The following is a 26,430-nucleotide window of genomic DNA, read 5'->3' on the forward strand; positions in this document are numbered from 1 at the left end:
GCGCGTCAGAGGAGTCCGCCGGCCCTGCGGCGAGGACATGCGCCGGAATGAATATCCCGCTCATGTCGCACTCTGCGCCGTTCTCTTTGGTGTGCTTCCGAAAGCGCCTCGCGGCAGTAGGGGCAATGTCCTTAAGGCAAACAGGGCAGCGGTACTTATCTGCCATACATTGCCGCCAAATGCTCTACCTCGATGGTCATATAGACCCGCTCACCCCTGCGGACAACAGGTGTCAGGTAGCGGCGGCGCTCCCAGTTGCGGACACGCCGGAGGCGCACCCCGAAATACTGCGCGACCTCTAGAGGGGTCATGAGTTCCCCAGGCGTATCCGGCTGGGCCTGGTCCTGGTCCTGCCTCCGCTGCCGCGGTCGCGTTTGCTTGCGTTGTTTCATTCTTCCGCCCATCTAGCTATGTGACGTTGCATGAGGTATCGCGCCTGTGCGCCGGTAATGCCAATGGGACCCATGCGATAACGGCCCATGTGCGCAGAGTCGACGTACCATTTCCAGCGCTCCGGCGAGGCTGCGCCTGCGCGCTTGTGGACCAGGAGCGGCAGCGCGAGGGGACTACGGCGCTCGACGGTTTCCGCGAGGTCGAACCACCACTTCCGGAACAACGCGGTATGCATGCCTAGTTCAGGCTTGCGGCGGCAGTTCGGGCAATAGGCGCCCTCTGCCCCATCCTTGACGCTGATAATTACCGGGGGAACTGCGGCAGGTATCGGCTCGACGTCCCCAGGGTCAAACCTGCCGCCCAGGGCGTTTCGCCTCGCCTCCACAAACCCGCAGCTTCCCCGCAACCAATTGACAACGGCTGTTTCAGCTTTGGTCCCCCTTTCCTTGTTGCGGTTGCCCATGGTTCATTCCTTTCTCTCGACGTCCTACGGGTGACAGGGGGCGCGCTTCCCCACAACAAACACACCAGTCATTAGCCATGACGCGCGAGGGTGCGCGTACGGCGGAATTCCATAGGTGCCCCTCGACGCGCCGGCAGGCGGTCACCGGACTGCGCCCCTGTGCTGGCAGTCGCAGCCTCGACATGCGGCATGTCCGCGAGGAGCTGCCGCCCTACCGGCGCACCATGGCGCCCAACGCGCCTCGCTCCTGGGCGCTTTCCTGTGATGGCTTAGGAGCGTGCTGCCCGGACGCGCGAAAGCGACTGTCCGGCCACACGTGGCGCATTGGGTCGGGGGCAGCTTGCCGTCAGATTCCTGGGCGCAGGGTTTACAGATCATCGGTACTCCTCGCGTCGAGTGGCGAGGCGCCGCAGGGCGCCGGAGGATGGGAAGGGAAAGACAAGGGATAGAGGTGCGCCCGATGGACACGACACACCCGCTAGAGACCTACGACGGAAAAGGCGCCCATGAGGCTGCCGAGAAAGCCACGCGTGAGGGTCCGCTGTATGACCTCGCCCAGAAATGGGGAAAGCGCCTTGAAGCGCGCGTTGTGAGTGACCGACTCGTAAGGCGCGTAGGGCAGTTCCGTCACGCTGCCACGTGGGGCGTGTTCCTTGCCCCGGAGGACGCCCAGGAGCGCCCAGGCGAGGGAAGCGCCCAGGGGTCGCCTGCGGGGCGCCCAGAGGGGCGCATGCGGTCGAGCTAGGGCGCTACGCTGCCCCCGCAGGGTCCGTGACCGGAGGGGCAGCCATGGCGGCAGAGGGCATAGAGACAGGCGAGGGACAGGCGGAGGCGACTAAACGAATGATCAGGCATAGCGGGGCGTGTCCCTGCGAATGCAATACGGGGGGATTCTGCGGGGGGTGCGGTCACGCCGGTTGCGGAGGGCGGAACCCTCGCGCGTCGAGCTAGGCCCTGTCCCGGCAACGCTCGATATCGTCCCTGTCGAACCGAACGTTTCGCGCTCCGTCAAAGGTGTTCCATATGACAGTGATCACGCGACGCTCTGAGAGGTTGACGCACAACACGATTCGCTCTGTATGGATGAGGTGACACCCCGGATAGTGGAGCGACGGCAGGGGGCGAGTGTCCGCCTCGATTGCCTCGCGCAGCTCCTTAGGGTCAAGTGCCATGTCTACGGCTCGACTTAGCGCATGATGCGAGAATGACCAATCGTCCACGTTGCGCCTTGCCGCCATGGATCCTCCGTTTCCGGGCATGCAAAAGGCCCTTGCCTCCACCACGGGCAAGGGCCTTTCAGGTTTACTGAATTGGTCTGATTCGGATTGTCTTGGGGTCAATCTCTTCCGGGGGCGCTCCGGCTATCTTGCGCCCAGGCGGACGCGTAGGCGCCTGATAGACAGTGACCTCTATCAGGAGCCTGACTATCTCGCGCTTACGCCCCAGCGAAAGGCCATCCCAAACCGCCTGCGCGTTGGAGTGGTTGACGGCAAACGGGGTGAGCGGCGAGGAGATAACCGACTCTGAGAGTGTGCGCGTGACCTCGCGCAGGCGCGCGTCAATCTGCGCCGTTCCTGCCTCTAGCTGCGCGAGGTCGATTGAGCCTCCGGCAAAGGCGAGGGCGAGGCCGGTTTTCCGTTGCTGCAACTGCGCCTGTTCGTCGCGCAGTTCCTCTAGGTCGACGCCGTTGTCTGCCGGAGCCACTAGATCGATGACGTCCGGCCGTGACAGGCGCTCGACCACAACGGCGGATATGTACTCATCAAGGAGCGTTGCAACCTGCCTGCCTTTGTTGCAGGAGTCGCACAGGTACAGGGGCGCCTTATCCGCCTGCCTCTTGAGACGCTGCCTCATGAGGCCATCGGGGCACTGACCACACCTGTAAATCTTTGTGCCCAACCATTTCGGAGTGTTGCCGGGGGACGTCCGGCGCGAGGGGTCCTCAAACAATGTGATCAGCGCCTGTCGCTTGTCTTCCGGAATGATGGGCTTAAACGCGTTGTGCGCAACGACGTTGCCCCGCCAAACGGCGTGACCCGATACGCGAGGGCTAGTCAGGATGCCCACGATGGTTTCCCGTGCCCACTGATACGTAAGCACGTTCCGCCCCTTGACGATTACTTGCCGTCCCAGAATCTCTGAGGGTGTCGGCACCTTACGCGCGGCGAGGTCGCGGAGTACCTGATTCATGGGTACTCCGGCCAACAAGTCATCTGCCCAAAGGCGGATTTCCTTTGCCTCTCCTTCCCTGTGCTCTTTCATGTTCAGCACAGGGACGTCTACGTAGATTCGATCTTCGATATCCGCCTTAGCGTTGATGCACTTAGAGCGGATCTTTCCTGTGTCCTTACCCCAGCCGTACGGGCGGACTCCTCCGCCCCATTCCCCGTTCAGGGCACGGCGCTTGTGTGCGAGAGAGACACGCTCCCCCTTGTGTGCCGACTCCTCTTCCGCCTTGACGATGTCACGCTTAAAGTCGCCCACTCCGGCAGCGCGGCGGAAGTTGTAGACGCCTCCGCGCTGAACGCTGTAGAGGCTCACGTTATGGGCTAGGCACAGATCGATGAACTCTTGCGCCTCGACCGTATCGCGCGTGAGGCGGTCGGCATGCCAGACAATCACGATGGCGATTAGTCCGGCGCGGATGTCTTCTAGTAGTTGCTGGTATCCGGGGCGCTCACGCTTCCGCGCGAACGCGCTAATGCCGACGTCCTCATAATCGCGGGCAATCGGCAGGTTGATTTCCTCGCCGAAATCGTGGTTTTCCTGGTGCTGGCTCCTTACGCCTTTGCCTAGTTTCAGCTCATCGAGACTGACGCGCCCATAGCTCACGTTGAGTCGGTCGAGCGTTACTGCCTGTACCGATGTGGGTTGGTCTGTCCGAATGAGTACCGTCTGAGACATTATGCCTGTGTACCTCCTGCTACGCCCCTGGGCAAGGGGGAGGATGAATCGAGGTGCACAAACCCGGAGTGGGGAAGTCGACGCTGCTGCACTGCCTCGCCGGCATCGTCACGCCCGACTCCGGCTCGATCCGGTACGACGGCCAGGAGCTCGCGACGATGAACGACGCCCGGCGCAGTCTGCTGCGGCGCACGGAGTTCGGGTTCGTGTTCCAGTTCGGCCAGCTGGTGCCGGAACTGACCTGTGTGGAGAACGTGGCCCTGCCGCTGCGGCTGAACGGCACCTCCCGCAAGCAGGCCGAGCGCACCGCCCTCGGGTGGATGGAACGGCTGGAGGTCGACGACCTGGCCCGGAAGCGGCCCGGTGAGGTGTCCGGCGGGCAGGGACAGCGGGTCGCGGTCGCGCGCTCGCTCGTCACGAGCCCGCGGCTGATCTTCGCCGACGAGCCGACCGGCGCCCTGGACTCCCTCAACGGCGAGCGGGTGATGGAGCTGCTCACCGAGGCGGCCCGGTCGGCCAACGCGGCCGTGGTGCTGGTGACGCACGAGGCACGGGTGGCCGCCTACTCCGACCGCGAGATCGTCGTACGGGACGGGAAGTCGCGGGACATGGAGCGGGTCGTATGAACGCGAGGCAGTGGGGCCGCGATCTGGGTCTGGGGGTGCGGTTCGCCTTCACCGGGGGCCGGGAGGGCTGGATCCGCGCCGTGCTGACCGCGGTCGGCGTGGGGCTCGGGGTGGCGGTGCTGCTGCTGACGACCGCGATCCCCAACGCGCTCGCGGCGCGGCACGCGCGCGAGGAGGCCCGGCTGGACTACTCGTTCTCCGCGGAGGTGCCGCGCAAGGCCGACGACACCCTGCTGCTCGTCGAGACCGACACCACGTTCCGCGACAAGGACGTCCGAGGCCGGGTGGTGGAGCCGGAGGGGCCCGACGCCCCGCGGCCGCCCGGGGTGGACGCCTACCCGGCCAGGGGCGAGATGGTGGTCTCGCCGGCGCTGAAGAGGCTGCTCGCCTCCGGTGGTTCGGCGCTGCTGCGGGAGCGGCTGCCGTACCGGATCGTGGGGACGATCGGCGAGAGCGGGCTGATCGGCTCGCAGGAACTCGCCTACTACGCGGGCGGCTCCGGGCTGGCCGCGTATCTCGACGGCAACGGGGCGACCCGGCTGACGTCGTTCGGGAATCCGAAGCCGACGCACGAGGACACGGACCCGGTGCTGGTGCTGCTGATCCTCGTCATGATCGTGGTGCTGCTGATGCCGGTCGCCGTGTTCATCGCCGCGGCCGTGCGGTTCGGCGGCGAGCGGCGCGACCGCAGGCTCGCGGCCCTCCGGCTGATCGGTTCCGACGGCTGGATGACCCGGCGCGTCGCGGCCGGCGAGGCGATGGCCGGCGCCCTGCTCGGCCTGGCCGCCGGCACCGGCTTCTTCCTGGTCGGCCGCCAGGTGGCGGGCTCGGTCGAGGTGCTGGGCATGAGCGCCTGGCCCAGCTATCTCGACCCCTCGCCCCTGCTGGCGGCGCTGGTCGCGCTGGCGGTCCCCGCCGCCGCCGTCCTGGTCACGCTGTTCGCCCTGCGCGGGGTGGTCATCGAACCGCTCGGCGTGGTCCGCACCGCCAGGCCCACCCGGCGCCGCCTGTGGTGGCGGCTGCTGCTGCCCGTGGGCGGTCTCGCGATGCTCTACCCGATGATCGGCCAGGGCCGCGACAGCGGGGCCTTCAACCAGTACCTGGTGATCGGCGGGGTGCTGCTGCTCCTGGTCGGGGTCACGGCTCTGCTGCCGTGGCTCGTGGAGACGGTCGTCGCCCGGCTCGGCTCCGGTGGAGTGGCCTGGCAACTGGCCGTACGACGGCTTCAGTTGAGCAGCGGTACGGCGGCGCGGATGGTGAACGGCATCGCGGTGGCGGTGGCCGGGGCCATCGCCCTGCAGATGCTGTTCGCCGGGGTCGACGCCGACTACACCGAGTCCACCGGACAGGATCTGCGCCGGGCGCAGTTGCAGGTGAGCGTGCCGGAGGGCGTCCCGCTGGCGGACACCGCCCGAAAGTTCGCCGACACCAAGGGCGTCACGAAGGTCACCGCGCTGTGGGAGGGCTACTTCGGCAACTCCTCCTGGAACAGCGAGAACGGCCCGGAGATCAGCTCGGAGCTGACCGTGGGCGACTGTGACGCGCTGCGCGAGGTGGCGAAGCTGCCCTCCTGCAAGGACGGCGACATGTTCCTCCTGAACGGAGCCGAGTACGACACCGACTCCGCGAAGCTGAACAAGCCCGGCACGAAGCTCTACATCGAGGGATGGGGCAGGAACAGCCCCGAGAGCGTCTGGACCGTCCCCGCGGGAATCCGGGAGGTTCCCTCGATCGAGGACCCCCGCAACCTGCGGCGCGGTGGCTTCGCGCTGACGACGGGCGCGCTGCCGAAGGCGCTGGAGAAGACGGTCAGCGGTGCGGTGTACCTCTCGGTCGACGAGTCCGTGCCCGACGCGAGCGAGTACGTCCGCAACACCACCTTCCACGTGGACCCGCTGGCTTCGATCATGACCTGGTCGGCCACCAAGCAGGACCGGAAGTACACCTCCATCCGCAACGGTCTGATGATCGGCTCGGCCTGTGTCCTGCTGCTCATCGGGGCGAGCCTGCTGGTGTCGCAGCTGGAGCAGCTGCGCGACCGCCGCAAGCTGCTGTCGTCCCTGGTCGCGTTCGGCACCCGGCGGCGCACCCTGGGGCTGTCGGTGCTGTGGCAGACGGCGATCCCGATCGCGCTGGGCCTGCTGCTGGCCCTGGGGGTGGGACTCACGCTGGGCGCGGTCCTGCTGCGGATGACGGACAACACGATCAGCGTGGACTGGCCGAGCGTGCTGGCGATGACCGGCTGCGGAGCGGCGGTCGTGGTGCTGGTGACGCTGCTGAGCCTGCCGCCGCTGATCCGGCTGATGCGGCCGGACGGCCTGCGCACGGAGTGAGCGGGAGGGCCCCTCGGACGCACCGTCGAGGGGCCCTTCGGGCGTTCAGAGCTGGTACTCCCGCACCACCCTGCGCACCTGCGCGAACAGCATGCCCACGTTGACGGACTTGCGGCAGACGACCACCGCGACGACGTCCTGCTGCTCGGTCATCCGCACGAACAGGTGGGTGAGGTTGTCGCTGTTGACGAGGATCTCCTGGAAGAAGTGGTTGTCGCTCTGGATGCCGCGCCGCTCCTTGAAGACGTCCTCGATCATGACGACCGTGCGGCCCTGGAACAGGTCGAGCGTGGCGCCCGCCAGCAGGTCGAGGACCTCGGGCGGATGGTTGTCGACCGTCTCGTACGAGAGCAGCATGCCGGTGGACATGTCGACGACGCCGGACGCGACGCAGTCGGGGGCATCGGTACGGAGTGACTTGACCAGGCCCATCACCTGATCGGAGAAACCGGGGGTCATACGCTTCGTCGCCATCCCTTCAGACTCCTTCGGCGGTTTTCTCGGTGAGGATCAGATCGATGCGGCGCAGCGTCGGCTGGGTGGCCCGGTGCAGGCGCTCCACATCCATCCCCTCGTCCCCGAGTACGACCATCAGCGCGGTGTCGCCGACGGCGTAGAACGCGGCGCAGCCATGGCTGCCGTAGGTCACCGTGCGGTGCAGGGCACCGCGGGCGGTCGCCTCGGAGGTACGGCGGGCGAGGCCGAGGCCGGCCGCGGCGAGGGCGGCGAGGCCCTCCGGGTCGATCGAGTCGGCCGTGTCGGCGGCGATGAGCAGCCCGTCGGCCGCGGCGAGGGCGGTGTCGGTGATTCCGGTCACCTGCTCGCGCAGACCGCGCATCTCCTGTGCGAGGGCTTTATGGTCCATGAGGGCAACTCCCCTGATTCTGATCGCATATGACCGTCGGTTTTCCGTCGGGGTTTCGGCGTCGGGTTTCGGCGTCGGTTCTGGCGTGGGGGTTCGGCGTGGGGTCTGTCGGGTTGTCGGTTTGTCGAAAGGCGGGCCGCTATTTCGCCGTCGGATTGCGGAGCCGGAAGAATTCCTTCCAGCCGGTTCCTCCGCCGGGGTGGTCCTCGGGGTCGTCGGGTTCCGGGGCGAGGGCCTCGTTGATGCCGCTGGCGCCCGGGCGTCGGCGGGGCAGGACGGCCGGCTCGGGGGGCGCCTCGTACGGCGGGTCGGGGGCGGGTTCCCGGGGCCGTACACCCTGGCCGCCGGGCGGCAGCCGCACCGGGATCGGCCGGGGTGTCTCCCCGCACTCCAGCAGCCCCTCCGCCAGCATCCGGGCCACCGCCACGGTGACGGTGTAGACCCCGCGCCCGGTGCGGAAGGCGAGGTCGCGGGCGGTGCGGCGGCCGTCGGCGTGGGCGAGCAGCTCACGCTGGAGGGGGCCGAGGCGGTCGGCGTCGCAGGAGAGGGCACCGGGCACCGGACGCTCCCGCTCGGGACGTACCGGATACGGCATCGCGAGCAGCGCCGAGAGCTTGCGGGCCGCCTCCTGGAGCAGCCGGGTGGGGGCCTCGCCGATGGCGACCGGGGCGGGCGGCGGCCCGGTCGCCGGACCGCGTTCGCAGCCGTCGACGCTGCCCGCGACGACCGCGAACGCGGCGTCCTGGAGGGCCATCGCGCAGACCACCCGGAGCTGGGCGGCGCCCGCGTAGCCGTGGGCGATCAGCCCGGCGGCGGGCCAGCGGGCGCCCCCGGACTCACGCACCAGCGCGGCCCACTCCTCACCGGCGATCCGCCCGGAGCGCAGCAGCAGCGCCTCCGCGCCGGGCGCGCCGGGCGACTCGATCGCGGCGATCAGTCCGCCGTGCAGATGGAAGATGCCGCCGGGTGAACCCGCCACCCACAGCTCGCCCGTGAAACCGTCGCGCACGCACGCGGCCAGGTCGCGTGCCAGCAGCTCGTAGCCCGACATCACTCCCCTTGGCCTGTCGCACATACGCCTGACGCGTACCGCTGAGGGGGGAATGTCTATCAGCCCGGGCGCCCGCCCCCGTGGGGGATTTGCTACCTGCCCCGACCTGACGGAAGTTGTCTTGTCGGATGATCTAAATATTCTTGTTCGGCGTTCATTTGACCGGACTCGGAGGAAAGTGGGAGACATGTCGCTGGACGCGTTGAAGTCCGCGCTGCCGGACTACGCCGAGGACCTGCGGCGCAATGTGGACTCGGTCGTCGACGGTACGGACCTGTCGGAGCAGCAGCTCTGGGGCACGCTCCTCGCGACCGCGATCGCGGTCCGCTCACCGGTCGTGCTGCGCGCGCTGGGGCCGCTCGCCCGGGCGAACCTCTCGCCGCAGGCGTACACCGCCGCGAGGTCGGCGGCCGCCGAGATGGCGATGACGAACGTCTTCCACCGCACCCGCCATCTGCTGTCCGACCCCGGGTACGGCCGGCTGCGCGCCGGGCTGCGGACGAACGTGCTCGGCGATCCCGGGGTTCCCCGGGTGGACCACGAGCTGTGGAAGTCCGCCGTGTCCGCGATCAACGCGTGCGGGCTCTGTCTCGACGCGCACGAGCGGGCGCTGCGCGCGGCGGGGGTCGGACGTGAGGTGGTCCAGGAGGCGTTCAGGATCGCGGCGGTCGTCCACGCGGTGGGGGTGACGCTGGAGGCGGAGGCCGTCCTGGGCGAGTAGCCGGGCCCTGGGTCAGGGCGCCTTGTCCTCGGGCCCCGTCGGCCGGGTCGGGTTCGCCACGGGTGGGGCGACGGGCGCCACGTCCGCCGCCGTCGCCCCGCGGGGCCTCGGCGAGGTCCGCAGGGCCGGCTCCTGGGCGTACGCCTTCAGATAGCCCACCACGGTGTTCGTCACCGCCACCAGGGGTACGGCGACCACCGCGCCGCCGATCCCGGCGACCAGACCGCCGGAGGCCACCGCCAGGACCACCGCGAGCGGGTGGACGCGGACCGCGCGGCCGAGGATGAACGGCTGCAGGATGTGGCCCTCGATCTGCTGTACCGCGAGCACCACGACCAGGGTCATCACGGCGGTGAACACGCCCTGGGTCACCAGCGCCACGACCACCGCCAGCGCGCCGGAGGCCACCGCGCCGACCAGCGGGATGAACGAGAACAGGAAGATGAACACGGCCAGCGGCACGGCCATCGGCACATCGAGGAAGTAGATGCCGAGGCCGATGAAGATGGCGTCGATGAGGGCCACCACGACCGTGCCCCGGACGTACGCCGTCAGCGTCGCCCAGGCCCGCGGGCCCGCGCCCGCCACGCCCGGCCGGGCGGCGGCCGGGACCAGCTTGAGGGTCCACTCCCAGATCCGCTTGCCGTCGTAGAGCAGGAAGAGCGTCGAGAAGAACGCCAGCAGGATGCCGGTGAGCGCCTCGACGACGACCGTGACGCCCTCCAGGCCCGCCGAGGTGATGGAGTCGGTGTTGGCGCCGATCGCCTCGCGCAGGTTCTTGGCGATGCCGTTGATCTGCTTGTCGGTGACGTGGAAGGGGCTGTTGAGCAGCCAGCGGCGCAGATCCTCGATGCCGTCCTGGACCTGGTCGGAGAGGTTGTCGATGTTCTCCATGACCTGCCAGGTCACGAACCAGCCCATCAGGCCGATGACGACGAACCCGAGGATCGCGGTGAGGGCGGTCGCGGGTCCCCCGGGCACCCCCATGCGCTTGAGCCGGGCCACGGTGGGTTCGAGCAGGGCGGTGAGCAGCAGCGCGACCACGAAGGCCAGGACGACCAGTTGGACCGCGCTGATGACCTTGATCAGGACCCAGACGGTCCCGGCGAGCACCAGCAGCCGCCAGCCCGCCTCGGCGGCGACCCGGACGCCCCACGGGACGGCCTCGGCGGGATCGGGGCGCACAAGGGGCGGGGAGGGCTCCTGCGGGGCCGCCACGACGGTCTCGGGCGCCGGGGGCTCCGGCACCGGCACCGGCTCCTCGGGCATGCTCTCGCGCTCCACCTCGGCACGCCGCTCGTCGAGCCGCTCACCCATCTCGCTCAGACCGGCGCCGAGCCGGCCGAGCCACCCTGGCACTCGCGACATGATCCGCCCTCTTCCCCCGTCTCTCCCCACCACTCCCCCTGGAGTCGTCGGCTTGTCGACCGTACAGGGCGATGGCCCCTCCCCCATGGACGGGGAGGGGCTGCGCGGGGTTGAGCGGGGTGGAGCGGCGGCTCAGTACGAGCCGTTGGCCTGCCAGAAGTCCCAGGCGTCGCACGGGCTGCCGTACCGCTCGTTCATGTAGTTCAGGCCCCACTTGATCTGGGTCGCCGGGTTGGTGCGCCAGTCGGCGCCCGCGGACGACATCTTCGACGCCGGGTAGGCCTGGACGAGACCGTAGGCGCCGGACGAGGGGTTGACGGCCTGGTAGTTCCAGGTGGACTCGTGGTTCACGATGTTGCTGAAGCACTGGAACTGGCCGGCCGGCACGATCTGCCGTGCGATGGCCTGGACCTCGGCGACGGTGTACGACGCCTGCTGCGGGAAGCTCGCGGTGCTGCCGGAGGACGCGGTGGACTTGGTCTCCGCCTCGGCGCGCTGCTCGGCCTTTTCGGCTTCCTCGGCTGCCTTCTCGGCCTTGGCCTTGGCGACGGCGGCCTTCTGCTTGGCCACGGCGTCCTTGGCCGCCTGCTGACGGGCGGACTCCTCCGCCTGCTTCTTGGCGGTGGTGTCCGCGGCGACGGCCTGTGTGGTGGCCTGCTGGTGCAGCGAGGCCGTCTGCACCTCGGCCTGTTGGCCTATCGGTAAATCGGCGAGCAGCGTCGTGCCGTTCGCCGTGGCCTGCGCGTCGTCACTGGGTGCGGTGTTGGCCTGGGCCACGCCCATGACCGCACCGACAGTGGTGACCGCGGTGGCCGAGGCCACCGCGAATCCCCGGGCCGAGTTCCGGCTCACACGAATTCCTTCGTTCGAGGTGAAGTCGAGCTGCAAGGAGGTGCGGCCGGAGCCGCCCGGGACTCAGTACCAGTGGTTGGCCTGCCAGAACGACCACGCCTCGCAGGGGCTGCCGTACCGGCTGTCCATGTAGTTCAGGCCCCACTTGATCTGCGTGGCCGGGTTGGTCTGCCAGTCGGCGCCCGCGGAGGCGTACTTGCCGGCGGGCAGCGCCTGGAAGAGGCCGTAGGCGCCGGAGGAGGCGTTGACGGCGTGGTAGTTCCAGCTGGACTCGTGGTCCACGATGTTGCTGAAGCACTGGAACTGGCCGCTCGGCACCATCTGCGCGGCCATGGCCTGGATCTGCGCGACCGTGTAGGAGCTCTGGATCGGGAAGTCGGACGCGCTGCGGCTGGCCTTGGCCTTCGCCTCCGCGCGCTCCTTGGCCGCCTTCTCGGCGGCCTCCTTCTTCGCGACGGCGGTCTCGGCGGCAGCCTTGCGGGCCGCTGCCTCCGCTTCCTTCTTCGCGCCCTCGTCGGCGGCGATGGCCTGGTAGTTGGCCTGCTGCGCCACGGTGGCGGTCTGCACCTGGGCCTGCTGGCCGGCAGGGATGTCAGCGAGGAGCGTCGCGTCGCTCGCGGTCGCCTCAGCGTCGTTGTTCGGTGCTGCGATGCTGCCCGAGGCAACGCCGACAACGCTTCCGACAGCGGTGACCGCCGTGGCCGAGGCCACTGCGAATCCCCGGACCGAGATCCGGCTCACACGGTTTCCTTCCAGCAGCGCCCGCTTCGGTGACCCTGGCGGACGCGATCGTGCCCCTGACGCTGGCCTCCCCTCGATGGGTCACGGGAGACACGGGCCCGGTGGGCAACTCCCGTGCGGGGAGCGCCGTGTGGTGCTCGGGCGGCATACGGCGACGCTATGGAGTTGGAGGTGGTGCGCGTGTGTTCCCGTACCCCTGGGGGTACACGTGTGCCGTATGCGGGGCCTGACAGGATCGAGACTCTGCCGTAACCGGATGCCGCAAGGCAATTCCGAGTTACGTGTGAAAGCTCACACCCTCGCGATGCCCGGATATTTCGCCGAACCCCCACACACGCCGGTGCCGCCCGGCTAGGCTCACAGCCTTTGCCCGACGGCACCAACGGACGCTCACAGCTTATGAACTTGTGCGGTCAGGGTCAGATGTGGCCGTCCTCCAGCATTTCGGTCACAAGCGCCGCGATCTGGGACCTCTCGGACCGGTTCAGCGTCACGTGCGCGAAGAGCGGGTGACCCTTCAGCTTCTCCACGACGGCGACGACACCGTCGTAGCGCCCGACCCTCAGATTGTCCCGCTGGGCCACGTCATGGGTGAGGACCACCCGCGAATTGGCACCGATCCTGGACAGAACGGTCAGCAGCACGTTCCGTTCGAGGGACTGGGCCTCGTCGACGATGACGAAGGCGTCGTGCAGGGAGCGGCCCCGGATGTGCGTCAGGGGCAGGACCTCCAGCATCCCGCGCGCGGTGACCTCCTCGATGACCTCGCGGGACGTGACGGCCGACAGGGTGTCGAACACCGCCTGGGCCCAGGGGCTCATCTTCTCGGCCTCGGAACCCGGCAGATAGCCGAGCTCCTGCCCGCCCACCGCGTACAGCGGACGGAAGACCATCACCTTCTGGTGCTGGCGGCGCTCCAGGACCGCCTCCAGGCCCGCGCACAGCGCCAGCGCCGACTTGCCCGTGCCGGCCCGGCCGCCCATCGACACGATCCCGACGTCCGGGTCGAGCAGCAGGTCGAGCGCGATGCGCTGCTCGGCACTGCGGCCCTTGATGCCGAACGCCTCCCGGTCGCCCCGCACCAGCCGGATGTTGCCCTCCGGGGTGACCCGGCCCAGTGCCTTGCCGCGCTCCGACTGGATGGTCAGACCGGTGTGCACGGGCAGGTCGGCGACCTCCGGGACGTACACGTGTCCTTCCTCGAAGAGGATGTCCACCTGTTCGCCGGACAGGCCCAGTTCGGACATTCCGGTCCAGCCGGAGGAGTCCGTGATGGCGAGTTCGGCGCGGTACTCCTCCGCCAGGAGACCGACCGACGACGCCTTGATCCTGAGCGGCAGGTCCTTCGACACGACGGTGACGTCGAACCCCTCGGCCTGCAGATTGCGGGCGACCGCGAGGATGCGTGAGTCGTTGTCCCCCAGCCGGTAGCCGCTGGGCAGCACGCTGGGGTCCGAGTGGTTGAGCTCGACACGGATGGTGCCGCCCAGTTCCCCGATCGGGATGGGGGCGTCGAGGCGACCGTACTTCACCCGGTAGTCGTCGAGCAGGCGCAGCGCCTGCCGGGCGAAGTAGCCGAGTTCGGGATGGTGCCGCTTGGCCTCCAGTTCCGTGACCACGACGATGGGGAGCACGACCTCGTGTTCCTCGAAGCGGGTCATGGCGTTCGGGTCGGCCAGCAGGACGCTGGTGTCGAGAACATAGGTGCGCCGGTCAGGCATACGGCGCTTTGTGCTGGTCACCACGGAAGGACGTACCCCCTCGGATGAGGTCGGGGAGCGACGGAGTGGAGCTGGACCGGTCGACGGCCCCGATGCACGGGCCGGGTACCGGCCCCCCGCTGCTTCTTCCGTGCCGTGACCGCACGGTCGGGCTGGTGCAAAGGGCCTCCCGGGCGGACGGCCCCGTGCCGCCCGCTGAGGATCCGACACCCGTGGTTCGGGCGTCGACCTGCTTGGCTTATGCCCTCGAAGATGCGCCGCCATGCCACGGCATATGACGGCGCACCGGTGAACTCCTTGTTACTTCCGTCCCTCGGTCAGCCGCCGTAACGGCGATGACGTGCCGCGTAGTCGCGCAGGGCACGCAGGAAGTCGACCTTGCGGAAGGCCGGCCAGAAGACCTCGCAGAAGTAGTACTCCGAATGGGCCGTCTGCCACAGCATGAAACCCGACAGCCGCTGTTCGCCGCTGGTGCGGATGACGAGGTCGGGGTCGGGCTGGGCGCCGGTGTAGAGGTGGCGGCCGATCAGGTCGACGCTGACGGACTCGGCGAGGTCCTCCATGGAGACGCCCCGGTCGGCCGCGTCGGTGATCATCGAGCGCACGGCGTCGGCGATCTCCTGGCGTCCGCCGTAGCCGATGGCGACGTTGACCAGTATGCCGTCGACGTGGGCGGTGGCCTGCTCGGCCTCCTTCAGCGCGGTCTGCACATGGGAGGGGAGGATGTCCGGCGTGCCGACGTGGTGGACGCGCCAGCGGCCGTCGGCGGCGAGGGTGCGGACCACGTCCTCGATGATGCCGAGGAGGGGGACGAGTTCCTCCTGGGGGCGGTCGAGGTTGTCCGTCGACAGCAGCCAGAGGGTGACGACCTCGACGTCCGTCTCGGTGCACCAGCCGAGGAACTCCTCGATCTTCTCGGCGCCGGCGCGGTGGCCGTGCTCGGTGGTGGACCCCGAGGCCTTCGCCCAGCGACGGTTGCCGTCCATGATGACGCCGATGTGCTTGGGCACCTGAGCGTGGTCCAGGTGGCCTTCCACCCGGCGTGCGTACAGCCTGACCAGAAGGCCGCGCAGCTTGTCGCGCAGGTTCACGTGATGTCAGCCCCTCCGTGCGAGTGCGGTCCCCGCGGGGGAACAGGGTACCGGTGCGGGGCGGTGCGGTGGGTTGTCGGGTGCGGGCGCGGGGGGTTGGGGCGCGGCGCCGCTCTCTGGTGCAAAAAACGGGCCGGTCCGTGGGGGGGAGACGGACCGGCCCGAGGGGGGGTTTCCACCATAACCCTTCGTAAGTGATGCTGCGTGCATCAGCGCGACACAATTACTCTCCGCAGTCATTCGGCGACGCCCCGATGACCTGACAGGGCATGATTCATACGGCTCTCATGGCCGAATCACGGCGGAATCCCAGGGGAATGGCGGCGTTTACCGAGGGATGTCGCGGTTTTGGCGGAACTTGGGCGCCACTCGGGCAGTTGTCCGCCCGTCCCCCCGACGGGCTACCCCGGCGACTCGCGCCCGCTTGACGCGGACGGCGCCGCACAGCCCCCTCCACCGCGCGGTGCCGCCCGCGCAGCTTTGCTCACGCGAATTACCTGCGCTTGAACTTACGTGAGGCCCGCAGCGAATGGGAACCGCTCGCGATAACGATGTGGAAACCTCGTGGAGGTTGTGCGGCGGTCTGTTCCGGAGTGAACCGGAATGCCCCTTTCTATTTGTCCGGCGCCGCCGAGCGGGCCGACCCGACCGGTGTCCGGCGGCCCCATTGCGGACAGTTCCCGTCCTCTTTGCCCTCCGGCGTCGGCGCCATGACCCCGAGGATCAGTTGGCAAGAGGCGTCCGCACGACGGCTGGAACGGCAGTTCCTGGCCAATCCGCTCACAGCCGGCACCAGAGGCCCCGCGGAGATCGTCGCGGCCATGTTCGGCGCGCACGCACAGGTTCCCTCGGCGGCGGAGCTGTCGGTCGGCATCCGTGCCGAGGGGACGACACGGACCGGCGTACGGGCCGCGCTGGGCGGGGACAGGTCACTGGTGCGGACGCACGGCCCGCGCGGGACGGTCTGCGCGCAGCCACTCGTTCTCCCGCCGGGTCCACACGTACCGGGCGTGCGCGCAGTGCAGCAGCATCTGCCGCTCCTGCTCACCCGTCGGGTACATCCGAAACCGTGCCATGCCGAGAACGTAGACCACACGTTCCCCGCCCGCGCACCTCATCGATCACCATCACCCATCCGAGTGACCACACCTCTGCCCGGCCGTCAGCGGAGCGGGCATTCACCCCGGCCTTGAAGGACCGGGCACCCTGCCCGAAAGCCAGGTGGAACCGCCCGGCCGCCTGACGGCCCGCCAGACCCAGGAGCTGGGCGAACGGGCCGACCGGTCGGGGAGGTGCTGGAGGCCGCGGCGGAGCTGGTGATCGGCGAGGTGACCACGGGGGCGCACGCCTGAGGGGCCCGGCCCCCGCGGGCGCACGGTCAGGCGGACGGTCGGACGGGCGGTCTGCGGGCCTCTACGAGGTGGCGGGTGCTGTGGGCGACGAAGGGGCCCTGCCCGGTGATCCGTTCGTGCAGGGCGCGCAGACGGGGCTCGTAGGCCTCCACGGTGAAGTCCGGCACCATCCAGATCACCTTGCGCAGGAAGTGGACGACGGCGGCGATGTCGTGGAACTCGATCCGCAGGCGTTCCGCGCGCAGGTCGACGATCTCCAGGCCCGCCGCCTCGGCCTCGGCGCGCTCACGGTCGGGGTGACGGTCCTGGCTCGCCCCCTCGGGCTGCGGGCCGAGGAAGTACTCGACCAGCTCGTAGACGCTGCGTGGCCCGACGTGCTGGGCGAAATAGGTCCCGCCGGGCCGCAGCACCCGGGCGATCTCGCTCCACCGGGGCCGTACCGGATGCCTGCTGCTCACCAGGTCGAACGCGGCGTCGGCGAACGGCAGCGGGCTCGTCTCCGGGACGGCGACGACGGCGACGCCGCGCGGCCGCAGCAGGGCGGTGGCCCTGGCGGCGTTCGCCGGCCAGCCCTCGGTCGCGACGGTGAGGACGGGGGCGGGGGCGGCGTCCGCGGCGGCCCGCGCGAGGGCGAAGTCCAGGACCTCCCCGCCGCCGGTCTGGAGGTCGAGCACGGCACCGGCACCGGCGAGCCGTCCGGCGAGGGACACCGCGTACCCCCAGGAGGGCCGTTCCTCGGTCGCCCGCCCCTCGAACCAGGAGAAGTCCCACCCCTCGGTGGGAACGGCGGCGCCCTCCGCGAGAAGCTCCCGGAAGGCGGTGCCCGTCCGCCCGCCCGTCGTGCCCTGGTGTCGGTCGTCGTCGCTCATGGGGCGATCCTGGCAGGTGACCCGCCGTTCGCGCCCGCCGGTTATCCCCTCTCAGCCCCGCTCGACGTCGTAGCACAGCAGGACGACGCCGTTGCCGAAGGTGCGGGATTCGGCGAGGTGCAGTCCGGTGACCGTGCCGGTGTCCGGGAAGAGGGGTTTGCCGCGGCCGATCAGGACGGGGTGGACGTAGAGCCGGATCTGGTCGACGAGCCCGAGGCGGAGGAACTCGGCGGCGAGATCGGCACCGCCGAGCCCCAGGTCGCCGGGGCCCAGTTCCGCGTGGCGCCCCTCCTTGAGGGCCCGTACCTCCTCCGGGACGACCTCGCGCACGACGGTGGTGTTCCAGTCGGCGTGCTCCAGCGTGCGGGAGTAGACGTACTTGGGGATCTCCCGCCACAGGGCGGCGAATTCGGCCATCACCGCGGGGGCCTCGGGGTCGGCGTCGGCGGTGGGCCAGAAATCGGCCATGAGGTCGTGGGTGACCCGGCCGCTGAGCAGAGCGGCCATCCGGGCGACGAAGTCGTTGGCGTCCTGGTGGACCTCGTCGTCGACGCGATGCCACGAGATGTCCCGGTCCGGTCCCTCCATGTATCCGTCCAGGGACACCGACATCATCAGGACGATCTTCCGCATACGACGGCCACCTCTTCGTGTCCCGGCTCGCTACCGTGCCGAGGGTAGCGAGGCGAGCGAGGGGATGAGGTCCATGGCGCGCTGGCACGACGGGTATGCCGAACTGCTCGTGGAGGCGGACGGGGGACCCCCGCTGCGCATCCCCTTGGAGATCGCCGCCTCCTACCGTGCCCGCACCCGGGGCCTCCTGGGCCGGGACTCCGTCGACGGCGCCCTGCTCCTGACCCCCGCCGGCAGCATCCACACCTTCGGTATGCGCATCCCCCTCGACGTCGCCTACCTCGACCGCCGTCTGAGGGTCATCGCCGTGCGCACCATGCCCCCCGCCCGCCTGGGCCTGCCCCGCCTCCGCTCCCGCCACGTCCTGGAGGCGGCGGCGGGGGCGATGGAGGGCTGGGGGCTCCGACCGGGCGTACGCGTCGAGGTGACGGACGTCAGCCCGCGGTCCTCGGGAAGGTGATCTCCACGCGGCGGTTCTTCTTGCGGCCCTCTTCCGTGGAGTTGTCGGAGATGGGGTACTGCTCGCCGTAGCCGCGGACCTCGAAGGTGAGGGCGGGGTCGTTGAGGTCGGCGGCGAGTTCCGTCTGGACGGCGTCGGCGCGTTGCTTGGAGAGGACGTCGCCGTGGGCGGAGGAGCCGAGGTTGTCGGTGAAGCCGAAGACGCGGACCAGTTTGGTGTTCTGCTTCTTGATCTCGTCGGCGATCACCGCGATCCGGGCCTTCGCCTCCGTGCCGAGCTGCGCGCTGTCCTTGCCGAACAGGACCTCGGCCTGGAGGGCGAACGTGACGTCCGCGTTGGTGTCCTCGCGCCGTTCGTCGCCGGACTCGTCCTCCACGACCTGCTTGATGTCGAGGACCTTGGGCGCGGCGAGCGTACCGCCCTCGGGGAGCTTGAGGTCGGGGTCGTTGGGGTCCACCTCGACCGGTGCGGAGGCGGTGGCTTCGGTACCCGGGGGGACGCTGGGGGTGGTGTCGTCGGCCAGGGAGGCGGGTGCCGTGCCGAGGACGAGGAGGGTGGCGGCGGCCACCGCCAGAGGCAGACGTGGGGTCATGACCGGCCTCACCCGGAGATCTTGACGACCGCGCTGGGGAACAGCGGGAGCTGGAAGGTGACCTCCGTGCTGCTCGCGGGCGGGGCGGGGAACTGCAGGAACACGTCGATCGTTTCCCCCGCCTTCAGCGTCGAGAACCCGGTGGTGGTGAGGGGGCGGCCCTCTGTGTCGCGGAGGACGTAGTAGCGCTTCTTGCTCTTGGAGTCGACGAGGGTGGCTCCGCCGAGGGAGCGGCCGTTGTTCATGATCTCGGTTTCGTTGCCGCTCAGCTCCAGCGGAATGACGGCCACTTCCGATCCGTCGTTCTTCATCTGTCCGTTCACCGTCACGAAACCGCCGGAATCCCGAACGGCGGACGTGATCTGCAGAAGGAGTCCGCTCGGGCCCTTCATCTCGGCCAAAGGCTCCTCGGACTGCCCCTCCTGCGGTTCCGGCTGCGATCCACCGGCCTTGGAGGAGGACGACGAGCTCTGGGGCTTCTTGTCGTCCCCACCGCCACCACCGCACGCGGCAGTGCCGACGGCCAACCCGGCCACGACGGTCAGCGCGACCACCGCCTTGCGGGCTTGCGCCGTGAATCGCATGTTCATCAGTCCGCTTCCTTCCTCAGCCTGTGGCCAAGTGCACGTCGAACAGGTCTTCGGGTCCAGGCAGATCGGTCAGGTTCTCCGGGTCCAGCACCCAGTCCCCGTCGTCACACTCGAGCGTCGGAAGTACGTCGACCTCAGCACCGTCGGTCGGCGGGTCGAACGTGCACAGCGGCTCGATCACCGCGACGGCGTTGGCGTGCGCCTGACGGTCCGCCGTGCCGGGCACCACCGAGTCCCCGACTGTCCTGTTGGTCTGAGCCCTGACCCGGTAGCTCAGGAGCCCGTCCGGGGAACACTGGACCGTCGCATCGTTCATCTCGGCCAACTGGTCTGCTCTCCAGCAGGTGTTGGTCCCGCCGTTGCCGTCGAAGATGCCCTGCCATTTCGCGGGGTCGAGCACGTCGAGCACCCACTCGTCGGCGAGCTCGTTCCTGGTCTCCTGGGCGGCCGCCAGGGCCGCCGCGTCGGCGGCCGTCTGGGCGCCGTTCCTGTTCACCGCCGCCTGGCCCACCGCGAAGTACGCGAACGCGAGAAAGAGCAGGCCCGCCACCACCGTGAGATAGATGGGGAAAGCCTGCCCCGCATCGCCGCGCCTGCGAAGCAGTGTCAGGGGGCCACCTTGGCGATCTGAGCCGTCAGTTTGTTCACGATGGTCGCCCCCAGATTCGTGTTCGCGATCAGCACCACGATCGCCACCACCACCGCGATGATCCCCAGATACTCGACCGCGGTCTGCCCCCTGTCGTCGGCGGTGCGGCGCCGTACCGCCTCCGTCACCCGGACCATGGCCGCGATGACGGTCTTCAGCAGCAGGTCGCTCATGGTGTTCCTCTCGGTTTGAGGCACTGGCAGGAGGAACGTAGGGCGCCCGGGGTGTCCCCGGCGAGGGTCCCAGGGCCCAATTTCCCAGCCACTTGGCCGCCGCCTCGGCGCGGCTGCTGCTGTGCAGCTTGGCGAAGATGCGGTTGATGTGATTCTTGACCGTCTTCTCGCTGATGAAGCATGCGGCGGCGATCTGCTGGTTGTTCATGCCCGAGGCGATGAGGTCCATGATCTCCGCCTCCCTCGCGCTGAGCTGGAACCCGGCCCGGTGACCCGACTCGTCAGAGGGTCCCACAGATGGTTGCAGTCGCGAAAGCGGTTTGGGTGAAGTCGCTAATGGCAAGGCACTTGCAGGCAGTTTTGCGTGTGCATTCGCACTCTCGTGCGCAGTCCTCGCAGTCCTCGCAGTCCTCGCAGTCCTCACCGCCTCCCTCAGTTCCTCCACCGTGAAGCGCCCGTGCACCAGGTAGCCGCTCGCCCCGCCGCGCAGCGCCGCCCGGACGGTGTGCGGGTCGTGGCTGTACGTCAGCATCAGGACCGTGGTGATCCGGGCCAGGTGGGGCAGGGCCGTGAGGCCGTCGACGCCGGGCATGCGGACGTCGAGGAGGACCACGTCGGGGCGGTGGCGCAGGGCGGCCTCGCAGGCCTCGCGGCCGTCCGCCGCCTCCGCCACGACCGTGACGTCCGCGCAGCTCGACAGCAGCGCGGTGAGGCCCGCGCGGACCACGGGGTTGTCGTCGGCCACCACTACGCGTACGGCGGGCCGGTCCGGCATGGTGCCTCCTCTCGGAAGGTCAGGGCGGCCAGGGGGAGTTCCAGCCGAACCTCGGTGCCGGAGCGGGCGCGGTCGTCGCTGGCGATGCGCAGGCGGGCGCCCACGCAGGCGGCCCGTTCCGCCATGCCGAGGAGGCCGAAACGGCCGGTGGCGCGGAGGTGTTCGAGGGTGGTGCCGGGGGGCAGGCCGCGGCCGTCGTCGTGGACGGTGAGGGTGAGGAGGTCGTCCTCGACGCCCGCGCGGACCTCGACCGCCGTGGGGGCGGCGTGGCGGTGGGCGTTCTCCATGGCCTCGGCGGTGATGGTGAGCAGCTGGCGCGCCACCGCCGGGGGCACGGGGAGGGTCGTACGGTCGCCGGTGGGACGGTAGGTGACCCGCAGTCCGGTGCGTTCGGCGAAGTCGTCCGCGTGGGCCGCCAGTTCGGGCAGGACGTCCACCCCGCCGCCTCCGTCGGCCCCTGGCGGTGCCTGGCGCAGGTCGGCGAGCAGGTCGCGGGACTCGGCGGCGGCGCGGCGGGCCGAGGTCGCGACCAGCTCGGCCTGCCGCCGTACGTGCGCGGGGTCCGCCGCGGTGGCCAGGGCGTCCGCCGCGAGGGCGACGCCGTGCAGGGTCTTGGCCACGGAGTCGTGCATCTCGCGGGCGAGACGGGCGCGTTCGGCGGTCACCGCCTCGGCGGCGGCGAGGCGGGCGCGGACGGCGGCGAGGGCGTGGGTGGCCTCGCCGAAGCGCAGGAGCAGCCCGCGCAGGGTGGAGCCGACCGCTCCGGTGATGACGCAGAAGCCGGGGAGCAGGAGGTGTTCGGCCAGGCCCGCTCCGGCGCCCGCACCCCCGCCCGTGCCCGCGCCCCGGCCGACGGTCGCCTGGACCAGCAGCAGGATCAGCGACTGGAGCGAGGCGAAGCACGCGGCGCCGCGCCAGCCGTAGACGATGCCGGCGAGGAGGGGGGTGCAGACGCTGACGTACGCGAGGGTGGTGTCGGGGCCGGCGGAGATCAGCAGCAGCGTCCCGACGAGGGTGTCGGAGGCCAGCAGGGCGGGGTGGCGCAGGAGCAGGGGGCCGAAGCGTTCCCAGTCGCGGAAGAGGACGTAGGAGCCCATGAAGGTGACGACCACGGCCGCGCCGACGAGGCGGACGCCCAGGCCCGGGGAGGCGTGCAGCAGGGCGGACGGGGCGGCCACGGCGATCATCGCCAGGCGGAAGCCGAAGACCTGACGGCACATGGCCTGGACGGCGTTCGCCTGGAGGCGGACGCCGTCCAGGCCCGCCCTGCCCACGGTGTCCTTCATGACCGGCCGCCTACTCCCCCGTGATCGAGCTGAAGTCGGTGCCGGAGCCCAGCAGCATGCCCGCGCCGAGCAGGAGCATCGTCGCCGGGACCATGAACGTGGTGATCATCAGCGTGGCCTTGGGGACGGCGCGGGCGGCCTTGCGGCGGGCGTTCTGGGCGTCCGTGCGGCGCATGTCCTTGGCGATGGCGACGAGCGTGTCGACGATCGGCGCGCCCAGCTCCTCGCCCTGCTGGAGGGCGGTGACGAACATGGCGACCTGTTCGGAGTCGTTGCGGCGGCGGAGCTCCTCGAAGGCCTCGCGGCGGCTCACGCCGAGGTCCATCTGGCGGAGTGTGATGCGGATCTCGTCCGCCCAGGGACCCTCGTACTTGGAGGCGACCCGGTCGAGGGCCTGGCGGAAGCCGAGGCCGGCGCTGACGACGACGGCGAGGACGTCCAGGAAGTCGGGCAGGGTGCGTTCGATGGCGTCCTTGCGGACCCGGATCGCCGACCAGATGCCGACCTCGGACCAGAAGGCGGCGAAGGCCAGCATGAGCAGGGCGACGAAGAAGCTGCCCTGGAGGAGGGCGGCCAGCGCGCCGACGCCGCCGATCGCGCCGTAGACCGCGCGACGGGCGGCGTACCGGTCGATCGTCAGGCCCCCGGGGTTGCCCGCGAGGTCGATGCGGCGGCGGTAGCGGGCGACCTGCCTGGGACCCATCAGACGCAGGACGGCCGGCGCGTACCGCATGCCCATGCGGTCGACGAGGGAGCCGACGGCGCTGGTGCGGGTGGCGCCGACCTCCAGGGCGAGGACGAGGTCGCTGGGGAGTTTCACCTCGGCCCGGTACATCCGGAACCCGGCGAAGATCCCCCAGACGGCGAGGCCCATGGCGAGGGCCAGCAGGAGTTCCACGGTGTACGTCCCCTCCTCAGACGTCGATGCGGGACATACGGCGGATGAGGACGAAGCCGACGGCGTAGAGGCCGAAGGCGACGATCACACAGGCCTGGCCGACGGCGGAGGACGTCATCCGGTCGAGGGTGCCGTCGTTGACGCCGTCCATGAGGAACAGGGCGCCGACGCCGAGCACCGGGACGGCGTACGAGGTCATGTTGACCTGGGAGAGCTGGGTGCGGACCTCGCGCCGGGTCTCCTTGCGTTCCTCCAGGGTCTCGGTGAGGTTGCGCAGGGCGCCGACGACCTGGCCGCCGGCCCGGTTGGAGAGGATCAGGGTGGTGACGAGGACGACGAGTTCACGGGAGGGGAGGCGTTCGGCGAGTTCTCCGAGGGCGTCGTCGATGGAGTGGCCGATGGCCAACTGGTCGGCGACCTTGGCGAGTTCCTCGCCGGCCGGCGCCTCCAGCTCCTCCGCGGCCATGCCGATCGCGGTGCGCAGGGCGAGACCGGCGTGGGTGGCGTTGGCCAGGATGCGGGCCAGTTCGGGGAGTTGGTTGATGAACTTCTCGATGCGTTTCTGGCGCTGCCAGTTGAGGAACTGCAGGGCCGCCCAGAGGCCGAGGAGTCCGGCGAGCGGGCCGAAGAAGGGGGCCAGGACGGCCTGGCCGACCAGCCAGAGGCCGGCCACGGTGGCGAGCATGGAGACGAAGAACTCGCCGGGGGTGACGTCCAGGCCGGTGGCCGCGAGTCTCCGTTCCAGTGCGCGGCCCGTCCTCGTCCGGCGCAGTCGGCGGTCCAGCTCGCGGAAGCGGCGCCGGCGTCCGTCCGGGGGGGCCTGGCCGGTGGCGGACAGGCGCTCCACGAGGGCGGCGCGCTGGGCGTGGCCCTTGGCGTAGACGTGCACGCCCACGACGGCCAGGGCACAGGTCAGGAGCGTCACACCGGTGGTGAGGGTGATGAGGGTGTCGAGGGTCATCGCTGCTACCGGGCTTCCCTGGTCGTGAGTTCGAGTGCGTCGCGGGCGACCCCGAACGCCTGGGGGATCGGCTGGCTCGCCATGTAGAGGCGGTCGGCGGTGCGGCGCGGGAGGGGGAAGTACGCGAAGGCGCCGTGGACGCGGCCGTCGGCGGTCATGGGGCGGGCGTCGAAGCGGGCGGCGGTGGCCAGCCGGAAGGGCTCCGAGCCGTGGCTGTCGAGGAGGGCGATCTCGGTGATCCGGCGGGCGCCGTCGGCGAACCGGGTGAGCTGCACGATGACGTCCACCGCGCTGTTGATCTGGTCGTGGAGGGCGACGAAGGGGATCTCCACGTCGGACATGGAGGCGAGGGTCTGCAGCCGCATCAGCGCGTCCTCGGCGCTGTTGGCGTGGACGGTGGCGAGCGAGCCGTCGTGGCCGGTGGACATCGCCTGGAGCATGTCGAGGGACTCGCCGCCGCGGACCTCACCGACGACGATCCGGTCGGGGCGCATCCGCAGCGAGTTGCGCACCAGGTCGCGGATGGTGATCCGGCCGTTGCCCTCGACGTTCGGCGGCCGGGACTCCAGTCGGATGACGTGGGACTGCTGGAGCTGGAGTTCGGCCGAGTCCTCGATGGTGATGATCCGCTCGCCCTCCGGGATCAGCCCGGACAGCGCGTTGAGCAGGGTGGTCTTCCCGGTGCCGGTGGCGCCGGAGACGATCACGTTGAACTTGGCCTGCACCAGCCCGGCGAGCAGATAGAGCATCGGTTCGTCGAGGGAGCCGAAGCCGATCAGCTCGTGGAGGGTGAAGGAGCGCGGGAAGCGGCGGATGGTGAGGATCGGGCCGGTCAGGGAGAGCGGCGGGATGATCACGTTGACGCGTTCCCCGGACGGGAGGCGGGCGTCGACCATCGGGTTCGTCTCGTCGACGCGGCGGTTGACGGTGGAGACGATGCGTTCGATGGTCTGCATGAGCTGGTCGTTCGAGGCGAACCGCAGCGGGAGCTGTTCCACCCGCCCGGCCCGCTCGACGAAGATCGCGTCGGGGCCGTTCACCATGATCTCGGTGACGGAGGCGTCCTCGAGGAGCGGCTCCAGGATGCCGAGGCCGAGCGCCTCGTCGACCACCCGCCGGATCAGCTGCGCGCGCTCGCCCGTCGACAGCACCGGGCCCTCGCGGCTGATGATGTGGCCGAGGACGCGTTCCAGCCGGGCCCGGCGCTCGGCCGCCGCGAGCGAGCTCATCTCGGCGAGGTCGATCTCCTCCAGGAGTTTGGCCCGGTACGAGGAGACCAGGTGGCCGTCCTCGCCGCGCCCGCCGCTCTCCTCGGGGGAGCTGATGCGTGCCCGCAGGCTCATGGCGGTGTCGCCTTCCTTCAGTCAGTGGTCGACCGGCATCGTGGCCGTCTTGCGGGCGGTGCCGAAGTTGTCGATGCCGGGGATGACGGAGGGGATGGTGACCGTCGCCGTGACCCGCACCTCGTCACCCAGGTAGGCGGGCGGGCAGCTCACCGAGAGCCAGCTGCTGACCGCCCGGGCGCAGTCCCCCTGGGGGTCCCGGTCGAGGGAGGCGCTGCGTGCCCCGGTACGCGCCGCCGTGCCCGCCTGCTGGGCGGCGTAGGCGAAGAGTCCGAGCTGGACGGCGCCCAGCGCGACGATCAGCAGCAGGGGCAGGAAGCCGAGGTACTCCAGCGCGACCTGCCCCCGGTCGCCGCGTCTGCGCGGTGGGTACGGCATCTCAGTCGCCGTCCTCTTCCTCGACGGCGCCCGCGTGTCCGTGCACCGTGACCGGGAAGTCGATCGTGCCCGGGAACAGCACGGGGACGGGCAGGGAGACGTCGGCGGTCACATAGCCGCCGCCGGTGCCGCAGTCCACGTCGGCGTTCCCCCTCCACGCGTCCCCCAGCTTGTCCAGGCCCGCCTCCTGGCAGGCCCCCTCCCGCTGCCCGGGGTGCGCCGCCGTGCCCGCCCGCACCGCCTCGTCGGCAGCGTTCCCCGCGAGCGTGAACGTGTACCCCACCAGCACGCACTGCCACACCACCACCAGGGTGACGATGATCAGCGGGGTCATGCCGAGGA

At 69.8% G+C, this 26,430-nt stretch carries 26 protein-coding genes and 4 pseudogenes; 6 read left to right on the top strand and 24 right to left on the bottom strand.

Annotation, left to right across the window (positions count from 1 at the left end):
- Positions 1-388: 388 nt before the first annotated feature.
- Complete coding sequence (locus U5640_RS15940; protein WP_340376461.1) at positions 389-856, bottom strand: hypothetical protein; 468 nt, start codon at positions 854-856, stop codon at positions 389-391.
- Positions 857-2,158: 1,302 nt separating this feature from the next.
- A complete protein-coding gene (locus tag U5640_RS15945) occupies positions 2,159-3,760 on the bottom strand; it encodes a recombinase family protein (protein WP_340376462.1) in 1,602 nt (533 codons plus the stop codon).
- 71 nt (positions 3,761-3,831) lie between these two features.
- On the opposite strand from U5640_RS15945, the pseudogene U5640_RS15950 reads away from it, so the two are divergent.
- Positions 3,832-4,386 (top strand): annotated as a pseudogene (locus U5640_RS15950) (ABC transporter ATP-binding protein); the annotation flags it as partial.
- Entirely contained in the window at positions 4,383-6,719 is a 2,337-nt protein-coding gene (locus U5640_RS15955; RefSeq protein WP_340376463.1) for an FtsX-like permease family protein, read from the top strand. The pseudogene U5640_RS15950 and the gene U5640_RS15955, both read left to right, overlap by 4 nt.
- A gap of 45 nt (positions 6,720-6,764) precedes the next feature.
- Here U5640_RS15955 and U5640_RS15960 read toward each other — a convergent pair whose 3' ends face one another.
- The 3 genes from U5640_RS15960 to U5640_RS15970 form a co-directional block, all read right to left on the bottom strand.
- A complete protein-coding gene (locus U5640_RS15960; RefSeq protein ID WP_067248480.1) occupies positions 6,765-7,193 on the bottom strand; it encodes a hypothetical protein in 429 nt (142 codons plus the stop codon).
- Positions 7,194-7,197: 4 nt separating this feature from the next.
- Complete coding sequence (locus tag U5640_RS15965) at positions 7,198-7,584, bottom strand: roadblock/LC7 domain-containing protein (RefSeq protein ID WP_067248484.1); 387 nt, start codon at positions 7,582-7,584, stop codon at positions 7,198-7,200.
- A 139-nt stretch (positions 7,585-7,723) separates the two neighbouring features.
- Positions 7,724-8,635 carry a MarR family transcriptional regulator gene (locus U5640_RS15970; protein WP_340376464.1) on the bottom strand — a complete coding sequence of 304 codons (912 nt, stop codon included), beginning with the start codon at positions 8,633-8,635 and terminating at the stop codon, positions 7,724-7,726.
- A gap of 187 nt (positions 8,636-8,822) precedes the next feature.
- Here U5640_RS15970 and U5640_RS15975 point away from each other — a divergent pair, with 187 nt between their 5' ends.
- A complete protein-coding gene (locus U5640_RS15975; protein WP_340376465.1) occupies positions 8,823-9,356 on the top strand; it encodes a carboxymuconolactone decarboxylase family protein in 534 nt (177 codons plus the stop codon).
- Positions 9,357-9,368: 12 nt separating this feature from the next.
- Here U5640_RS15975 and U5640_RS15980 read toward each other — a convergent pair whose 3' ends face one another.
- The 5 genes from U5640_RS15980 to U5640_RS16000 form a co-directional block, all read right to left on the bottom strand.
- Positions 9,369-10,724, bottom strand: a complete 1,356-nt coding sequence (locus U5640_RS15980; protein ID WP_340376466.1) for an AI-2E family transporter — start codon at positions 10,722-10,724, stop codon at positions 9,369-9,371.
- A gap of 132 nt (positions 10,725-10,856) precedes the next feature.
- Positions 10,857-11,576: a transglycosylase SLT domain-containing protein gene (locus U5640_RS15985; RefSeq protein WP_340376467.1), complete on the bottom strand. Its 720-nt coding sequence runs from the start codon at positions 11,574-11,576 to the stop codon at positions 10,857-10,859.
- Positions 11,577-11,639: 63 nt separating this feature from the next.
- Positions 11,640-12,317, bottom strand: coding sequence for a lytic transglycosylase domain-containing protein (locus U5640_RS15990; RefSeq protein ID WP_340376468.1), 678 nt, complete (start codon positions 12,315-12,317; stop codon positions 11,640-11,642).
- A gap of 419 nt (positions 12,318-12,736) precedes the next feature.
- On the bottom strand, positions 12,737-14,062 hold the full coding sequence (locus U5640_RS15995; protein WP_055635765.1) for a PhoH family protein: 1,326 nt from the start codon (positions 14,060-14,062) through the stop codon (positions 12,737-12,739).
- 293 nt (positions 14,063-14,355) lie between these two features.
- Positions 14,356-15,129 (bottom strand): isoprenyl transferase, encoded by a 774-nt coding sequence (locus U5640_RS16000; protein ID WP_067248507.1) that lies wholly within the window; start codon positions 15,127-15,129, stop codon positions 14,356-14,358.
- A 710-nt stretch (positions 15,130-15,839) separates the two neighbouring features.
- Between U5640_RS16000 and U5640_RS16005 the strand changes: the two are divergent.
- Positions 15,840-16,094 (top strand): annotated as a pseudogene (locus tag U5640_RS16005) (winged helix DNA-binding domain-containing protein); the annotation flags it as partial.
- On the opposite strand, the gene U5640_RS16010 reads toward U5640_RS16005, so the two are convergent.
- On the bottom strand, positions 16,059-16,205 hold the full coding sequence (locus tag U5640_RS16010; protein WP_340385707.1) for a helix-turn-helix domain-containing protein: 147 nt from the start codon (positions 16,203-16,205) through the stop codon (positions 16,059-16,061). The pseudogene U5640_RS16005 and the gene U5640_RS16010 sit on opposite strands and share 36 nt — an antisense overlap.
- A 145-nt stretch (positions 16,206-16,350) precedes the next feature.
- Between U5640_RS16010 and U5640_RS16015 the strand changes: the two are divergent.
- Positions 16,351-16,481 (top strand): annotated as a pseudogene (locus U5640_RS16015) (winged helix DNA-binding domain-containing protein); the annotation flags it as partial.
- A 26-nt stretch (positions 16,482-16,507) separates the two neighbouring features.
- Here U5640_RS16015 and U5640_RS16020 read toward each other — a convergent pair.
- Complete coding sequence (locus tag U5640_RS16020) at positions 16,508-17,350, bottom strand: methyltransferase domain-containing protein (protein ID WP_340376469.1); 843 nt, start codon at positions 17,348-17,350, stop codon at positions 16,508-16,510.
- Positions 17,351-17,401: 51 nt separating this feature from the next.
- A complete protein-coding gene (locus U5640_RS16025; RefSeq protein WP_340376470.1) occupies positions 17,402-17,983 on the bottom strand; it encodes a dihydrofolate reductase family protein in 582 nt (193 codons plus the stop codon).
- 73 nt (positions 17,984-18,056) lie between these two features.
- Here U5640_RS16025 and U5640_RS16030 point away from each other — a divergent pair, with 73 nt between their 5' ends.
- On the top strand, positions 18,057-18,443 hold the full coding sequence (locus U5640_RS16030; protein WP_340376471.1) for a DUF192 domain-containing protein: 387 nt from the start codon (positions 18,057-18,059) through the stop codon (positions 18,441-18,443).
- On the opposite strand, the gene U5640_RS16035 is transcribed toward U5640_RS16030, so the two are convergent.
- From U5640_RS16035 to U5640_RS16085, 11 genes and pseudogenes are all read right to left on the bottom strand, one after another.
- Complete coding sequence (locus U5640_RS16035; RefSeq protein WP_340376472.1) at positions 18,418-19,035, bottom strand: OmpA family protein; 618 nt, start codon at positions 19,033-19,035, stop codon at positions 18,418-18,420. The two genes, U5640_RS16030 and U5640_RS16035, sit on opposite strands and share 26 nt — an antisense overlap.
- An 8-nt stretch (positions 19,036-19,043) precedes the next feature.
- Positions 19,044-19,625 carry a hypothetical protein gene (locus U5640_RS16040; RefSeq protein WP_340376473.1) on the bottom strand — a complete coding sequence of 194 codons (582 nt, stop codon included), beginning with the start codon at positions 19,623-19,625 and terminating at the stop codon, positions 19,044-19,046.
- 16 nt (positions 19,626-19,641) lie between these two features.
- The gene (locus tag U5640_RS16045) at positions 19,642-20,235 is read right to left on the bottom strand and encodes a pilus assembly protein TadG-related protein (RefSeq protein WP_340385138.1); all 594 of its coding nucleotides are present in this window, start codon (positions 20,233-20,235) and stop codon (positions 19,642-19,644) included.
- The gene (locus U5640_RS16050; protein WP_340385140.1) at positions 20,232-20,447 is read right to left on the bottom strand and encodes a hypothetical protein; all 216 of its coding nucleotides are present in this window, start codon (positions 20,445-20,447) and stop codon (positions 20,232-20,234) included. Before U5640_RS16050 ends, U5640_RS16045 begins: the two co-directional genes overlap by 4 nt.
- An 82-nt stretch (positions 20,448-20,529) precedes the next feature.
- Positions 20,530-21,222 (bottom strand): annotated as a pseudogene (locus tag U5640_RS16055) (response regulator transcription factor); the annotation flags it as partial.
- A complete protein-coding gene (locus U5640_RS16060) occupies positions 21,195-22,508 on the bottom strand; it encodes a histidine kinase (RefSeq protein WP_340376474.1) in 1,314 nt (437 codons plus the stop codon). The gene U5640_RS16060 and the pseudogene U5640_RS16055, both read right to left, overlap by 28 nt.
- Before the next feature lie 10 nt (positions 22,509-22,518).
- On the bottom strand, positions 22,519-23,406 hold the full coding sequence (locus U5640_RS16065) for a DUF5936 domain-containing protein (protein WP_340376475.1): 888 nt from the start codon (positions 23,404-23,406) through the stop codon (positions 22,519-22,521).
- Positions 23,407-23,422: 16 nt separating this feature from the next.
- Positions 23,423-24,367 carry a type II secretion system F family protein gene (locus U5640_RS16070; RefSeq protein ID WP_340376476.1) on the bottom strand — a complete coding sequence of 315 codons (945 nt, stop codon included), beginning with the start codon at positions 24,365-24,367 and terminating at the stop codon, positions 23,423-23,425.
- A gap of 5 nt (positions 24,368-24,372) precedes the next feature.
- Positions 24,373-25,710 (bottom strand): CpaF family protein, encoded by a 1,338-nt coding sequence (locus U5640_RS16075; protein WP_340376477.1) that lies wholly within the window; start codon positions 25,708-25,710, stop codon positions 24,373-24,375.
- Between the two features lie 21 nt (positions 25,711-25,731).
- Entirely contained in the window at positions 25,732-26,088 is a 357-nt protein-coding gene (locus U5640_RS16080) for a TadE/TadG family type IV pilus assembly protein (protein WP_340376478.1), read from the bottom strand.
- Position 26,089: 1 nt separating this feature from the next.
- Positions 26,090-26,422 carry a pilus assembly protein gene (locus tag U5640_RS16085; RefSeq protein ID WP_340385141.1) on the bottom strand — a complete coding sequence of 111 codons (333 nt, stop codon included), beginning with the start codon at positions 26,420-26,422 and terminating at the stop codon, positions 26,090-26,092.
- Positions 26,423-26,430 lie beyond the last annotated feature (8 nt).

This window comes from Streptomyces sp. SS7 (assembly GCF_037993025.1).
In the GTDB taxonomy this organism is placed as follows: domain Bacteria; phylum Actinomycetota; class Actinomycetes; order Streptomycetales; family Streptomycetaceae; genus Streptomyces.

Coding starts and splice junctions, on each gene's coding strand:
- U5640_RS15940 (WP_340376461.1), bottom strand. CDS start 856: ATGGGCAACCGCAACAAGGAAAGGGGGACCAAAGCTGAAACAGCCGTT.
- U5640_RS15945 (WP_340376462.1), bottom strand. CDS start 3,760: ATGTCTCAGACGGTACTCATTCGGACAGACCAACCCACATCGGTACAG.
- U5640_RS15955 (WP_340376463.1), top strand. CDS start 4,383: ATGAACGCGAGGCAGTGGGGCCGCGATCTGGGTCTGGGGGTGCGGTTC.
- U5640_RS15960 (WP_067248480.1), bottom strand. CDS start 7,193: ATGGCGACGAAGCGTATGACCCCCGGTTTCTCCGATCAGGTGATGGGC.
- U5640_RS15965 (WP_067248484.1), bottom strand. CDS start 7,584: ATGGACCATAAAGCCCTCGCACAGGAGATGCGCGGTCTGCGCGAGCAG.
- U5640_RS15970 (WP_340376464.1), bottom strand. CDS start 8,635: ATGTCGGGCTACGAGCTGCTGGCACGCGACCTGGCCGCGTGCGTGCGC.
- U5640_RS15975 (WP_340376465.1), top strand. CDS start 8,823: ATGTCGCTGGACGCGTTGAAGTCCGCGCTGCCGGACTACGCCGAGGAC.
- U5640_RS15980 (WP_340376466.1), bottom strand. CDS start 10,724: ATGTCGCGAGTGCCAGGGTGGCTCGGCCGGCTCGGCGCCGGTCTGAGC.
- U5640_RS16010 (WP_340385707.1), bottom strand. CDS start 16,205: ATGGCACGGTTTCGGATGTACCCGACGGGTGAGCAGGAGCGGCAGATG.
- U5640_RS16020 (WP_340376469.1), bottom strand. CDS start 17,350: ATGAGCGACGACGACCGACACCAGGGCACGACGGGCGGGCGGACGGGC.
- U5640_RS16025 (WP_340376470.1), bottom strand. CDS start 17,983: ATGCGGAAGATCGTCCTGATGATGTCGGTGTCCCTGGACGGATACATG.
- U5640_RS16030 (WP_340376471.1), top strand. CDS start 18,057: ATGGCGCGCTGGCACGACGGGTATGCCGAACTGCTCGTGGAGGCGGAC.
- U5640_RS16035 (WP_340376472.1), bottom strand. CDS start 19,035: ATGACCCCACGTCTGCCTCTGGCGGTGGCCGCCGCCACCCTCCTCGTC.
- U5640_RS16040 (WP_340376473.1), bottom strand. CDS start 19,625: ATGAACATGCGATTCACGGCGCAAGCCCGCAAGGCGGTGGTCGCGCTG.
- U5640_RS16050 (WP_340385140.1), bottom strand. CDS start 20,447: ATGAGCGACCTGCTGCTGAAGACCGTCATCGCGGCCATGGTCCGGGTG.
- U5640_RS16060 (WP_340376474.1), bottom strand. CDS start 22,508: ATGAAGGACACCGTGGGCAGGGCGGGCCTGGACGGCGTCCGCCTCCAG.
- U5640_RS16070 (WP_340376476.1), bottom strand. CDS start 24,367: ATGACCCTCGACACCCTCATCACCCTCACCACCGGTGTGACGCTCCTG.
- U5640_RS16075 (WP_340376477.1), bottom strand. CDS start 25,710: ATGAGCCTGCGGGCACGCATCAGCTCCCCCGAGGAGAGCGGCGGGCGC.
- U5640_RS16080 (WP_340376478.1), bottom strand. CDS start 26,088: ATGCCGTACCCACCGCGCAGACGCGGCGACCGGGGGCAGGTCGCGCTG.
- U5640_RS16085 (WP_340385141.1), bottom strand. CDS start 26,422: ATGACCCCGCTGATCATCGTCACCCTGGTGGTGGTGTGGCAGTGCGTG.